Below are 14309 nucleotides of genomic sequence, written 5' to 3' on the forward strand. Positions count from 1 at the left end.
ACTGCTTTATACCCATTTTATTCGTTGAACACTGAAAGGTTATTTATGACAGCAACTGCACTGGTCGTCGATGACGAAGTAGATTTGTGCCGCTTAATGCAAATCACCCTGACTAAAATGGGCATCAAAAGCGATGTCGCTTATGATTTAGCGCAGGCAAAAGCTTACTGGCAAGACAATGAATACGATTTTTGTCTCACAGATCTGCAATTACCGGATGGATCAGGTCTTGATCTGGTCAAACTTATCAGCAGCAGCTCTACTGTGCCAGTGGCTGTCATAACCGCACATGGCAGTATGGACTTAGCTATCGAAGCGCTAAAATTAGGCGCATTTGATTTTGTCAATAAGCCTTTGGAGCTACCGCGTTTGCGGCAGTTGGTCGAAAACGCTCTAAAAGTCATTCGTCAAGATGATAGCGTTCAACCAGCAGACGCGAAGACGCCTGAACAGCAATTGCTAGACCAGCGCTTAATTGGCGACACCAAAGTCATGCATACGCTAAAATCGACTATCTTAAAGCTTGCCCGCTCGCAAGCACCGGTATTTTTATCAGGGGCTTCAGGGACAGGTAAAGAAGTCGCCGCTCGGCTCATTCATGACTTAAGTCCTCGACGTGAGGCGCATTTTGTTCCTGTCAACTGCGGCGCTATCCCCTCTGAGCTAATGGAGTCAGAGTTTTTCGGTCATAAAAAAGGCAGCTTTACGGGTGCAGTGGCTGACAAGCAAGGACTGTTTCAACAAGCCAATGGCGGGACGTTGTTTTTGGACGAAATTGCAGACTTATCTTTAGCTATGCAAGTCAAGCTCCTGCGCGCCATTCAAGAAAAAACCGTGCGCGCGATTGGCGATACCAAAGAGGTCGCCGTCGATATTCGCCTATTATCTGCCACTCATAAAGATCTGGCGCAGCTGGTAGCGGCTAACCACTTTAGACAAGACTTATACTACCGTATCAATGTCATTGAGCTAAAGCTACCTGCGCTTAACGAGCGTGCGCATGATATTCCGGCTTTGGCTCAGCATTTCTTAGCTTTGATTCGTGAGGAGTGGCAACTAGAAGGATCACCACAGCTCAGTGATGATGCTATTGGGCGTTTAAAGTTGCATCATTTCGCCGGTAACGTCCGTGAGCTACGTAATTTGTTAGAGCGAGCGATAACGTTAGCGGAGAGTGATATCATCGCAGCCGAGCACTTAGGATTACCGGAGGTTGAGGCGTCATTGTCTGAGCCATCCTATTGTGATCAGTCACAATCTACGACTGATCCGACTAGCCAAACTACGCCTTTATCCAACAGCGTAGTTGCGGCAGAGGATAGTTTACCAACGGATAATCCTCAAAAAGACACGAAAGCGAGTGTATCAGCAGCGATGCAAGAAAGTACCTCTGCTGAATTACCCGAAAAAGGCTTAGAGGCTTATCTACAGCAGCAAGAAAAACAGCTGATTGTCACTGCGCTGCAGCAGACTGGTTGGAATAAAACACAAGCTGCTGAGCTCTTAGGTACCACCTTTCGGTCGTTACGCTATCGCATGAAAAAACTTGGAATTGCTGAAGAGCAAACAGACTCATAACTACGCTAGTTATCAGCATAGTCTAGCCATTAAGAGCTACATACAGCTATATAATCAGCGCTCTAGCTACTTCACCGCTGGCTGGGCAACATGGCCTTTTCTAACCATATGAATTCCTGAGTTTTGTATTTTTGGGCGTAGTACGTCAAGTGCTTGCTGCTCCCATGAGCCTTCACTACCATTCAAAGTCACATCAGGCTGCACCCCAACTTTATCGATTTTTGCACCCTCTGTAGTTAGATAGTGGGCTACCGTTAGCTTGACGGCTTGCTCATCATTTAATGCGATTACCGACTGTACCGAGCCTTTACCGTAGCTTGTCTCCCCGGCGATAGTGGCGCGGTTCTGCGCCTTTAAGCTACTGGCTAACACCTCTGCTGCTGAGGCAGAATACCGGTTTTGTAAAATGACTACCGGCAACGGCGCAAGTAACGCGCTGCCTTTAGTCGCTAAGATACGTGGATCGCCTTGACGGCCTTTAACTTGTACCACATCCGTATCTTTCATAAAAAGGCTGGCGACATCGATTGCCGAGGTCAGCACCCCGCCTGGATTATCTCGTACGTCTAACAGCACTCCAGTGATAGGCGCGTCTAAATCAATCAGACTTTGCACTATTTTTTCGCGCGTTGTTTCTTGAAACGATGGTAGTTTTACAATAGCCACGCCATCTAGCAAACGCGTATCTATCTTCTGTGTACGCGTATGATTACGCTGGAGCGTCACTGCGCGTTTACGTCGTCCGGCTTTTGATACGATGACATCGATTTGTGAGCCGGCAATACCGGTTAATAATTGCTTGATATCATTAGGCGCACGTTCATCATCAAGCTTAAACTCGCCCACTTGGTGTAAATAATCTCCGACAGTCACGCCTTTTTGGTCTGCAGGTGAATCTTTTATCACTTCAGTCACGACCCAATGATCAGCATCCGCTTGATAGTGCGCTTCGATACCGACATCACCCACATCGCCTTGGGTAAAAGCGCGTAAGTTTTCATACGCCTCAGCATCCAAAAACTCTGCATGACTATCAAGCTTGGTCAGCATACCGCTCATAGCATTATTGAATAACACTTCATCATTGACCGGATCTATATACTCGCGGCGCACCAAATCAACGACAGCGACAAAGGTTTTAAGGGTCTCAGGAGAGATGGCTTTGAGCGATACGTTCGCCACTTCACGCGGTACCTCTTCATAGTCATCTTCAATATCGTCTGCTAATGGGCTGCTTGTACTATCGCCAAAGGCATCGATATCATCATTGTCATCACTGTCATCCTCTGGCCAATCTTGGCTTTGATCAGAAGCGCTGGTATCGTCTTCTAAAAAACCATCACTCCGATTATCAGTGCTGCTGTCAATCATTGGCCTGTTATCTTGTAAGCTGATCAGCTGCAGATTAGCAGTAGTATCGGTGTCCTGCTTTTGTTGCTCACCAGCTTTGTCTATCACTTTTATCTGATCATCATTGAGCGCAGCGTGCGCAGGCCCATTCAAGCCGAACACCGCTAATAGACAAGGGCTCAGCATAGCTCGGAGCACTTGCTGCTGACTCACCGGTATTACCAAAAGAAGATTTTTGAGAGCAGATAAAGGCATAGGAAAACTCACCTGAAAAATAAATAATTTTATTATATAACACCATAAGATAGCTTAAGGCTATGATAAAAACCACTTAAAGTCGGCTTGATAACCAATAAACTTTAAAAGTCATAAAAGCAAAAACTATAGAGGACAAAGCTTGCACAGCAAAGCATAAAAAAGGGAAGAATAATCTCTACTCTTCCCTTTTTCTATCTTTGGCAAATGCTGATAAGACCGTTTAAATCGCCGATTATAAGTACGCTTTAGAACTACTTATCGATTTAAGCTTATCGACTTAAGCGTTAGCGATCAGTAAGTTTTCACCAGTCATCTCGCTTGGGACTTCTAGCTCCATCAACGAAAGTATCGTTGGCGCGACATCACTTAATCGGCCACCGCTACGTACTTTGACATCCCTGTCACCAATATAAATCAGTGGCACATGCTCAGTGGTATGCTGAGTATGCACCTGCCCGCTCTCATAGTCTTGCATCTGCTCGCAGTTACCATGATCAGCAGTAATAAGCATATCTCCACCAGCGGCGCGCACCGCTGTCTTAACGCGGCCGATACAGACATCTAATGCCTCTACCGCCTTGACTGCTGCATCAAAGATACCGGTATGCCCTACCATATCGCCATTAGCATAGTTGACGATCAGCACATCATACTGACCAGACTCAATAGCTTCAACGAGCTCATCGGTCACCTCCGGCGCACTCATCTCTGGCTGTAGGTCGTAAGTTGCCACATCTGGTGAAGGCACTAAAATGCGATCTTCTCCAGTAAACTCCTCTTCACGGCCGCCACTGAAGAAAAAGGTCACATGCGCATACTTCTCTGTCTCGGCGATGCGTAGCTGCGTCTTACCTTGGTTTTGTAAGTACTCGCCTAAAGTGTTGCTGAGTGATGTCGGATGATAAGCGATGCTCGTTTTGGGGTTGTCCGCGAGCACGTCTGAGTACTTAGTCAACATAACAAAAGCGGCGAGCTTTGGCTGCTTATGACGCGCAAAACCTGAGAATTCATGATCAGGCAGTACAAAAGCTTGTGCCAATTCACGCGCACGATCAGCACGGAAATTCATAAAAATTACCGCATCGTCATTCTCGACAGTGCATGGGGTTTCGCCATGCTCGATAACGGTAGTTGGACTGACAAACTCGTCAGTCTCGCGCGCTTTATAGGCTGCTTGAATGGCGCCATCCGCCCGCGTTGACATGCGCTCCGCTTTCCCTTCGGTAATCAGCTCGTAAGCTTTTTGTACGCGATCCCAGCGGTTATCACGATCCATAGCATAGTAACGACCGATGATACTGGCTATCTGTACGTTGCCTTCGTAGTGCAAGTTTAGTTTATTTAAATACTCTCGCAAACGATTGATATATTTATCCGCAGATTTAGGCGGCGTGTCACGACCATCTAAGAAGCAATGTACAAAAACGTTTTTGGCACCGTGAACGAGCGCGGAGTGACACATACCCTCAATATGATCTTGATGCGCATGCACACCGCCATCAGAGAGCAGGCCCATAATATGCACATTACCGCCAAGCTCATTAGCCGCTTTTACCGCACCTACTAGCGCTTCATTCTTGTAAAACTCACGACTCTCAAGCTCGCTTGAGATGAGCGTTGAGTCCTGGTAAAGAATACGTCCAGCGCCCAGATTCATATGACCGACTTCAGAGTTACCAAACTGACCCGGCGGCAGTCCAACGTCTTCTCCTGAGCCTGAAATTAATCCGTGCGGATACTGCTGATAAATCTGATCTAAGTTTGGCATATTGGCGGCAGCAATAGCATTATCGTCATTTTCTTCACGATGCCCAAAGCCATCTAATATCATTAATACGTGTGGCGTTTTTTTATTTTGCTGATCGCTGTACTGGGTCTTGTCGTTGATAGACTCTGATGGTTGTTGCTTACTAGCCATAGATTACCGCTCCTCAAATGAATGAAAACCTGTACTGCTTAAATAGTGAGATATTGTCAATCGAATACATGTACGCAACTGGGCTTTATTGATTCAGACAATATAAAGTGGTCTATATTAGCACACATCTTGAAATTGCTGAAAAATCGGCTTTTTATCTTCCTCTCTACTGATATATGGCAACTATTCGTGCAAATAACAAAGGGTATCAATCTGTAAATCAGACTTGCAATACCTAATTTCATTGGTTAAGATAAAACTATTCTGAAGTGTTGGCTAGTAGATGTTTATTCCCTGAGCCGATAATGCTTTACCAGGATGTGCTACCTATTGCTTCATTGTGTATGCCTGCACTGCTTGCAGTGTATCAGGAAACCTGCCGAGGCAATGACACATCCGCCCTGAACTTCACGGTTCATGGGTTACCATCTTACGGCGACACTTTGGTTGTTACATTCGGTTAGGTGTTCTTATTTATAGCGAATACAGTAATATTCAATAAAGAGAGCACCAACCACCAAAAAGCCCCTATCTTATGCAGATAGGGGCTTTTTTTATGGACGTTCAAAATAGGAAATTAAAATTTTTAAAGACCCTACAATCTTAAAGACCACCCAAAGCGATACAAAAACCTAGCACTATAAGAGATTGAGCATTACTGGCTATTCGTCATTAGCCGATTTAGTGATTTTTTTGACATCTTTAGGTACATTTTTGGCCGTGCCATCTACTGTCGTATGCTGCTTAAACACATCGCTGAACGGGTTTTGTTGCTGTTGACCGAATGGATTTTGTTGATTGTTCATGCCGCCAAACGGGTTCTGCCCGCCCATACCGCCAAACGGGTTTTGACCACCCATGCCGCCCATACCACCAGCGCCGCCCATTTGCTTAGCCATCATCTCCATCATCTTCTGCTGATTATTCATAACATAATTATTGGCTTTATCTTTGAGTAGCTTTTGCACTGGCGGCAGGACCACCAATAGCGCTAATACGTCGCTAATGACCCCAGGTATTAATAGTAAGATGCCAGCAACCGCCATCGCGACACTTTTTAGCATAGTAGATTCTTGCGGGCGCATAGCTGGGTTCATCATACCGCCAGCTTTCATCTGCTGCGCCATCGGGTTCAGAGCTACCATGCCTTTACGTATAAGCGAGATACCGATCACTGCGGCAATAATAAACCACATAAATACAAGCCAGCCACTGGTGAACTGGGCAATCAAATACCAAACCAGCATCTCAATAATAAACCAAACAATGGCAATCCCAACTATCTGACCCATGACGTGTCGTCCTTAAAATAAACTTAAAAAATTAAAATGGCTAACATATGATGTATATGGGGATGGCTTGCTATACTATCAAACTTGTAGCGCATTTTTAAGTAAATAGTCATCTGATAAATGACTTTATATTGACCTAGATGCGAAGACAGTAATCACTAGCAAAACAATCAAGATAGTGGAGAGTTATGGCAATTATCATCGGAATCGATCCGGGCTCACGTATGACAGGGTATGGCATCATACGGCAAACAGGCGACAAGCTGAGTTATATAGATGCCGGCACCATTCGCACCGATACCAAAGAGATGCCTGAACGCTTAAAACGTATCTTCAATGGTTTAACTCGCATCACTCAGCATCACCTCAAATACGCTGATGAGCCTATTTATACCGCTATCGAGCAAGTATTTATGGCCGACAACCCAGATTCAGCGCTTAAATTAGGGCAAGCACGCGGCGCCGCTATCGCCGCTATGGTGGCGCTAGATCTAGAAGTATCCGAATATACCGCTCGGCAAATCAAACAAGCAGTCTGCGGCTATGGCGCAGCTGCCAAAGAGCAAGTGCAAGATATGGTATGCCGTATTTTGACCTTAGAGGTGGTGCCGCAGCAAGACGCCGCTGATGGTCTCGCCTGCGCCATTTGTCACGCGCACTCTAGCCACTCAATGAATAAGCTCATTCTCAATAGCGCACTACGAGGCCGCAGCTCCTCTAAGAAAAAGGGTCGCTGGCGTTTAAGCGAAGAGGATTTAGGCAACCTAAATTGACAGTATCAGTTATGTTCTAATAAATAGATCAAAAGCTATAAAAAATTTTGTAATAAAAAAACGCGCTAATATCAGCGCGTTTTTACGATATGGCGGTACAGGTTTGTTAGGTTCTAGTTTAGATAGACCACTACTTATTCAGAGCTATTGTCCACTAACGTACTTTCGATCACTCTATCTAGTACATAAGCGTATTGTGAATCGGCATTATCGACTAATACGGTATCAGTATCTGTCTTGAAGCGCTGCAGACGCAATATCTCATTATGCTGACCATCATGCTGATAACCATCAATGCTGCCTGCAAAGTCCATATATTGCCCTTCGCTGGTCTTTAAGCCTTGATCATCATAAGTGATTGGCCGTACTTGCAAGCACATCTGCGTCTCATTATCCTGACACGGCGCTGATTCCGCTGCCACTTCCCAAAATATAGTCTCGCCATTACTATTGTACTTGGCTTGTAATGTCAGTCTACCTCTCCAAACTAAAGTACTATCATCGCTAGTAACTTGCGTTAACATTGGGGTTTCAGCGTTACTGGCCGTAGCTGATATGCTGATCTGACTCTCCCCTTGCATAAGCTGATTAAGCTTGGTTTCCGCTTTATCAAGCTCGCCACAAGACATTTTGGTGCTCATACTTTCACTAATCGTCAATGTATCACCTGTGAGCGCAAAAGATGCGCCCATCGTGTTGCAGCCAACGCTATAGTTCAAGATATCATTGTTTTGCAAATTAACCAGCAAAGTCACTTGTTCTTTGATAGGCGTAAGCGAGGTAATCGGCTGATCGTTATTATCCGTCGCTGTCGCTAATACCCAGCGGTAATCACTAAGCTTGGTCAATAGCTGATCCTCAGCACTTATTGACTCAGCAGTGCTAACGCTATCATTAGCATCAACCTCTGCTGCCACTTCACGCTCTTCATTAGCCGCCGCATTAGCATCCTCATTATCTGCTGCTGGAGTGTTGTTACTACAAGCACTCAAAGTCATTGCTGCTGCTAGCAAACTGGGCAAAAAAGCCGTTTTTAACGTGGTTCTCACAGCTGGTGGGTTCGTCGTCGTTAGCATAGGCAATCTCTCTTTTAAAACAAGTCTAAATTTTTACAGGTTTACGTTACTTTTTAGGGTTTACGTTACGTGGATACTATTTATAATTATTCATCATACTTATCGCAATAAACGACTATACCAGTATAGACTGAGCCGTTTATTGTTTATATATCTTAGGGCTTATATATCTTATTTAAGAGTCAGACTTAGGCTTTGCCATAACCTTAATGCTAAAACGCTCATGCATGCTGTTATAAAAGCGTGCAAGATTGTCGCCTTGCTCTAAAGGATTGACTTTCAGAGCCTTACCGAAATCAAGACCTAAATACAGTACGATATCAGCAAAAGTGAGATGATCGGTGACTAAATAGTCGCGGCCTTCAAGGGCATTGTCAAAGTAAGGTAAAGCTTTAACAGCGCGAGCAATTGACGGCGCTACAAACTCTGGTACTTGCTCGACCCGCTGAGCTTTAGAAGGGTGGCTATGCTGAAACGCTAGCATATAATTGTACAGTACTTCAAACTCAGCAATACGGCGCATAGCACAGACTTGCGCGCGCTGTACCACATCATTACCCATCACCGAGCGCTCGCCATAAACGCGGTCAAGATATTCGCAGACTGCCTGCGAGTCATTGAGCACAGTGCCATCGCCTAAAGTCAGCACTGGCACAGTTTGCATTGGATTGATATCAGTAAAAGACTCTGAGAACTGCTCATTGCGAGCAAAGTCAATATCCACCACACTCAGATCATTCATATCGTCAACATCGATGCCTTTTGAGGCCAATAGAATAATCGCTTTACGTGGATTGGGTGCCGTGCGCGTAATATATAGCTTTTTCATAGTAACTTCCCTGTAAGTGAATGAGTTTTGGTTGACTGTAAGAGCTTTAGTATGGTTAATTAGCATTACTAATTCGCACTGTTAATTAACCGTACTAAATAATATTTATTTTAGCTTTATAATTATGTAGCGCTGCCTAATGATCAGCCTACTTTGCTTATCATAGCAAACCTGATTAAAACTTTTGCTACGAATAGTAAAAAAGCTCTACAACTTTATGTCATAGAGCTTTTATTGAATACTGGCTATTAAGTTACTTTTTATTAAAACCACATATTAAAGCCACGTATTACAGTAACGTCTTAAAGTAACTTAATTCAAAGCCGCTTATTTGTTTGGCGCTGGAGTGGTACGCAAATAAGGCTTCACTTCAGTATGGCCTTTTGGATAGTTAGCAGCGATATCTTCGTTTTTAACACTCGGTGGAATGATAACGTCATCGCCTTCTTTCCAATCAACAGGCGTGGCTACATTGTACTCATCCGATAATTGCATAGCATCAATGACGCGCACGATCTCATCAAAGTTACGGCCACAGCTGGCTGGATAAGTCAGCGTTAAGCGCACCTTTTTATTTGGATCGATAATAAATACGCTACGGACTGTGGCAGTATCATCAGCGTTGGGGTGAATCATGTCATAAAGATCAGCCACTTTACGATCGGAATCGGCAATGATAGGGAAATTCACGGCAGTGCCTTGAGTTTCTTCAATATCCTTCGCCCAGCCCTTATGATCATCTAAACCGTCTACTGACAAGGCGATTGGCTTGACATTACGTTTTTGAAACTCGCCGCCTAGCGCTGCGGTACGGCCCAGCTCTGTCGTACAAACTGGCGTGTAATCTGAAGGATGCGAGAAAAGCACCACCCAGCTATCACCTGCCCAATCATAAAAATTAATATTGCCTTCGGTTGTGACTGCATCAAAATTTGGAGCGTCGTCACCTAAACGTAAAACTGCCATAATAGTATCCTTGTTATTAGTGTTTGAAATTATTAATGTTTCAGCGTCAGCGCCTACAGGGCTGCCACGCTGTATTGTTATCATAGCTATATAACGTTGTACAACTATATAGCTATATCTAGTAAACAAGCTTCTCTAGCTTACCAAAACAGTTATGAATGTCTTGTGAGATATTGTAATGCGCTTATTCTGTTTAGTGATAAGCAAAAAGCCCACTCCTAGATTACTAGAAATGGGCTCATTTGCAAACTAATATTGATAGTTCATGTTGATAGTTAAGATCAATACCTAAGCTGGCTTATAACTATCACGTAAGCTGACGATTTGATTGAATACTGGCTTATCAGCGCTGTGCTCTTCGCTATCTGAGATGAAGTAACCTTCGCGCTCAAACTGGAAGCGCGTGCCAGCATCCGCGTGCGCAAGCGATGGCTCCACGACCGCATTTAACACCGTCAAAGAATTCGGGTTCAGCGCCTCATGCACATCACTTACGCTACTGGGATCTTCTGCGCTAAATAAAGGCTCATAGAGTCGTACCGTTGCTGGCACACCTTGATCGGCTGAGACCCAATGAATGACGCCTTTGACTTTTCGGCCTTTAGGATTATTGCCTAGTGTCGCCGGGTCAATAGTTGCTTTGAGCTCAACCACGTCGCCATTATCATCGGTAATGTGCTCAGTGACCGCAAGCACATACGTATTACGCAAACGAATTTCAGGTTTTTCTGGGGATAGGCGCTTATAACCCGCCGGCGGCACGATCTCATAATCGCCTTGATCGATATAAAGGGTTTGGGTAAAAGGAATCTCGCGCGCGCCCATCTCGACATTAGGATGCTTGGGCTGAGTCAGCCATAAGGTTTGACTGTCTTCATCAAAGCGCGCGGCGACGCTATCAGCTTTTAAATCTTGCCACTGGCTCACCGCCTCGGTGAAGTTGGTAATCGTGACTTTTAACGGTTTGAGTACTGCCATACCGCGTGCGGTGGTCGTCTCCAAAGATTGGCGAATACTGAACTCGAGCAGGCGCATGTCAGTGACGCCATCGGCTTTGGCGATACCAACGCGAGCACAGAAATCACGTAGCCCCTCTGGCGTATAGCCACGGCGACGCATACCCGCTATTGTTGGCATACGCGGATCATCCCAACCTTCAACGATGCCTTCATCGACGAGCTGCTTAAGCTTACGCTTACTGGTCAAAGTATGATCGACATTTAAGCGGCTAAACTCATACTGATGCGGCGGTATGTCAAAGCCAATCTTCTCGACAATCCAGTTATAAAAGGGACGATGATCCTCAAATTCTAGTGTACAGAGTGAGTGAGTAATACCTTCTATAGCGTCCGACAAAGGATGGGCAAAATCATACATCGGATAGATGCACCATTTATCGCCCGTTTGATGATGCTCTTGATGCATGACCCGATAGATAATAGGATCGCGCATATTCATATTGGCATCAGACATATCGATCTTGGCACGCAGCACGGCTTCGCCATCGGCAAATTTGCCATCTTTCATATCGGCGAAGCGCTGCAAATTATCTTGCACGCTAGCATCGCGCTGCGGCGAGGGCTTGCCAGGCTCGGTAAAAGAGCCACGGTTATCGCGGATTTGCTCAGGGGTTTGCAAATCGACATATGCATCGCCTTGCTCGATCAATTGTACCGCCCACGCATGCAGCTGATCAAAATAGCTCGATGCATGTAGCGCCTCGCCTGCCCACTCAAAGCCTAACCACTGGACGTCCTTTTCTATATTGTCGATATAGTCCTGCTTTTCAGCGGTCGGATTGGTATCGTCATAACGCAAATGACAAAGGCCATCGAACTCTTCAGCCACCCCAAAGTTAAGACAAATAGACTTGACGTGTCCTAAATGCAAATAGCCGTTAGGCTCAGGCGGGAAACGGGTCACGATTTGCTCGTATTTTTGCTCTTTTATATCTTCACGAATAATATTACGAATAAAGTCGTTTTTCGGCTCATCTTTTTTTATATCATTGCTCGCGTTATTACTAGGTTTGGCGCTCATTAATCATTGCTCCTAAGCCACTTATTAGCGGCTTGAATTAAAATAATTATAAAATTAAGAATAAAGGTAGAGTTGCGTTATTCTATCAGCTTTTGCAAACTCATTAACAGCTAGATACATGACATCAGGCAAAAAAGCCGTTAGACTGACCTCTAAATTAACACTGCCTCTTATGAGCGAAAAGGAATATCTATGCATGCTATCAAAACATTCGGGTTTGCCAGCTTATTTGCCCCTTTGTTTATATTAGGTTGTGCCAGCACCAATACTAACAACACAATGGTTTCAGACACTCAGCCCAATTCACTTTCCAACACCAACAATCAGGAGACAACCATGAGCGATATGCCAGTAGTACAGTTAGAGACGTCAATGGGTGATATCACTATTGAACTCAATGAAGAGAAAGCACCAAAAACCGTAGAAAACTTCTTAAACTACGTCAACTCAGGTCATTATGAAGGCACTATCTTTCACCGCGTTATTGATGGCTTTATGATTCAAGGCGGCGGCATGGACGCCCAAATGAATGAGAAAAAAACCAACGCACCAATCGAAAACGAAGCGGATAATGGCCTTAAGAACGATAAAGGCACTATCGCTATGGCGCGCACTCAAGACCCGCATTCAGCCACTAGCCAATTCTTTATCAATGTCAAAGACAACGACTTCTTGAACCACTCGGGCAAAAACATGCAAGGTTGGGGTTACACGGTATTTGGTAAAGTCACCGACGGTATGGATGTGATTGAAAAAATGCGCAGCGTTGCAACAGGCCGTTTTGGTATGCATGCTGATGTGCCAAACGAGCCTATCACTATCAACTCTGCTAAAGTCGTTTCTCAATAAGCAAACGCTAGCTGAGAAAGATAGCTGTAGTAATATCAGTATAAAAACGATCCAGCGGAACTGGAATTAATTTTGCGCAACATCGAAACAGCGTAGGCACAGCACGCTAGGAAAATTTATACCAGTTCCGCGCTAAAATATAATGTATCTGTTTTATTTAAAATAAACTAGGGCGTGTTGAACATTCGCAAATAGGCACTGCTGATCGCTAAAATTGTTCCAGACAAGGCACAAAGCGACGATAATGCAGATGCCTTAGCGAGATTTGTAATGCAGTATGGGGCAATTTTAGCATCAGCCCTCACGACAACAACAGAGACAGGACTCTTTTTTGCCGCTTCATCGTTAAAAATAAGCGCTTAGAATGACTAAACTTATTATTTTTAACATCGAAACGCCTAAAAAATAGTCGCTGTCAGTGCCATGGTCGAAGGTTCAACACGCCCTATATTTAGCATAAAGATAATTAGAAACACTCATTAGGATAATTATAAATGCAAACCTTTAATCATCTAATAACCACTCGCCCGCATGATGTACGGCAAGTATTAATTAGTGATCTGCATTTATCGCTAGACGAGCCTGCCCTTGTGCAGGCTTTTTTGGCGCTGCTTGATGACTGCCTCGCTCTGCCGAATCTCAAACGCTTGTTTATTTTAGGCGACTGGTTTGAGGTTTGGCTTGGCGATGATGTTTATCTATCATTGGCAGATGACGACAGGCAAGCGCACTGGCTCACGCCATTAATTAATAAACTTAAGCAGCTACGTATAAAGGGCTGTGAGATATTAGTCATGCACGGAAATCGTGATTTTTTATTAGATCGCGGTTTTCTCAATTTATTTGGCGGTGAGCTGATTGATGAGCCCTATAGCCTAGACGTTGGTAAACAAAGCTATCGCTTAGAGCATGGCGACGCGCTGTGCAGCGATGATAAAAAGTATCAATGGTTTCGAAAGGTGATACGTCACCGGCTGAGCAAATGGTATCTACTCAATAAATCCCTATCGAGGCGCCTAGCCATCGCTGATAATATGCGCGCGAAGAGTAAGCTCAATAACCGCACCAAAGACGCCTATATCATGGATGTCAATGAGCAGACGGTCGCGCAAGCGGTCGCTGATAACGATGCGCTGCTACATGGTCATACCCATAGACCCAACGTTCATACAACGATCAATGGTAAAACGCGTTACGTGCTCGGTGATTGGCGGCATATCGATACCGAAACGCGCCTGCCAAAGGTGAGCGCAGTGATTGGAGCGGTTGTGTCAGAGACGCACTCAGCAGAGGCTGAATTTAGCTTAGTTAAGTTTGTCTACTCAGTATAAACCCAGCTGGTATAAGCGTATAAAGAGCGCTTTGTGCAGCAAAACCTAA

11 protein-coding genes and 1 other RNA gene are annotated in these 14309 nt (G+C 44.7%); 5 read left to right on the forward strand and 7 right to left on the reverse strand.

Annotated elements, in window-relative coordinates; genetic code table 11:
* Positions 1–45: 45 nt before the first annotated feature.
* Positions 46–1578: a sigma-54-dependent transcriptional regulator gene (locus W234_RS0113215; protein ID WP_025647325.1), complete on the forward strand. Its 1533-nt coding sequence runs from the start codon at positions 46–48 to the stop codon at positions 1576–1578.
* Positions 1579–1644: 66 nt separating this feature from the next.
* Here W234_RS0113215 and W234_RS0113220 read toward each other — a convergent pair whose 3' ends face one another.
* Both W234_RS0113220 and gpmI read right to left on the reverse strand, forming a co-directional pair.
* Entirely contained in the window at positions 1645–3183 is a 1539-nt protein-coding gene (locus W234_RS0113220; protein WP_025647327.1) for a S41 family peptidase, read from the reverse strand.
* A 280-nt stretch (positions 3184–3463) separates the two neighbouring features.
* Entirely contained in the window at positions 3464–5104 is a 1641-nt protein-coding gene (gene gpmI, locus W234_RS0113225) for a 2,3-bisphosphoglycerate-independent phosphoglycerate mutase (RefSeq protein WP_025647329.1), read from the reverse strand.
* 258 nt (positions 5105–5362) lie between these two features.
* On the opposite strand from gpmI, the gene ssrS reads away from it, so the two are divergent.
* Positions 5363–5558: non-coding RNA, 6S RNA (ssrS, locus tag W234_RS14390), on the forward strand.
* A gap of 208 nt (positions 5559–5766) precedes the next feature.
* Here ssrS and W234_RS0113230 read toward each other — a convergent pair.
* Positions 5767–6396: an FxsA family protein gene (locus W234_RS0113230; protein WP_025647331.1), complete on the reverse strand. Its 630-nt coding sequence runs from the start codon at positions 6394–6396 to the stop codon at positions 5767–5769.
* 188 nt (positions 6397–6584) lie between these two features.
* On the opposite strand from W234_RS0113230, the gene ruvC reads away from it, so the two are divergent.
* Positions 6585–7169, forward strand: a complete 585-nt coding sequence (gene ruvC / locus W234_RS0113235; RefSeq protein ID WP_025647333.1) for a crossover junction endodeoxyribonuclease RuvC — start codon at positions 6585–6587, stop codon at positions 7167–7169.
* Between the two features lie 134 nt (positions 7170–7303).
* Here the strand turns inward: ruvC and W234_RS0113240 are convergent, their stop codons facing one another.
* The 4 genes from W234_RS0113240 to W234_RS0113255 all read right to left on the reverse strand — a co-directional run bounded on the left by W234_RS0113240 (position 7304) and on the right by W234_RS0113255 (position 12080).
* Positions 7304–8245 carry an META domain-containing protein gene (locus W234_RS0113240; protein ID WP_025647335.1) on the reverse strand — a complete coding sequence of 314 codons (942 nt, stop codon included), beginning with the start codon at positions 8243–8245 and terminating at the stop codon, positions 7304–7306.
* 175 nt (positions 8246–8420) lie between these two features.
* A complete protein-coding gene (locus W234_RS0113245) occupies positions 8421–9074 on the reverse strand; it encodes a glutathione S-transferase family protein (RefSeq protein WP_025647338.1) in 654 nt (217 codons plus the stop codon).
* Positions 9075–9401: 327 nt separating this feature from the next.
* A complete protein-coding gene (locus W234_RS0113250; protein ID WP_025647340.1) occupies positions 9402–10040 on the reverse strand; it encodes a peroxiredoxin in 639 nt (212 codons plus the stop codon).
* A 288-nt stretch (positions 10041–10328) separates the two neighbouring features.
* The gene (locus tag W234_RS0113255) at positions 10329–12080 is read right to left on the reverse strand and encodes a glutamine--tRNA ligase/YqeY domain fusion protein (RefSeq protein ID WP_025647342.1); all 1752 of its coding nucleotides are present in this window, start codon (positions 12078–12080) and stop codon (positions 10329–10331) included.
* Between the two features lie 336 nt (positions 12081–12416).
* On the opposite strand from W234_RS0113255, the gene W234_RS0113260 reads away from it, so the two are divergent.
* Together W234_RS0113260 and W234_RS0113265 are read left to right on the forward strand one after the other, a co-directional pair.
* Positions 12417–12929 carry a peptidylprolyl isomerase gene (locus tag W234_RS0113260; RefSeq protein ID WP_025647344.1) on the forward strand — a complete coding sequence of 171 codons (513 nt, stop codon included), beginning with the start codon at positions 12417–12419 and terminating at the stop codon, positions 12927–12929.
* Positions 12930–13423: 494 nt separating this feature from the next.
* Positions 13424–14260 carry a UDP-2,3-diacylglucosamine diphosphatase gene (locus W234_RS0113265; protein ID WP_025647346.1) on the forward strand — a complete coding sequence of 279 codons (837 nt, stop codon included), beginning with the start codon at positions 13424–13426 and terminating at the stop codon, positions 14258–14260.
* Positions 14261–14309 lie beyond the last annotated feature (49 nt).

Source organism: Psychrobacter sp. TB15 (assembly GCF_000511655.1).
GTDB lineage: Bacteria > Pseudomonadota > Gammaproteobacteria > Pseudomonadales > Moraxellaceae > Psychrobacter > Psychrobacter submarinus.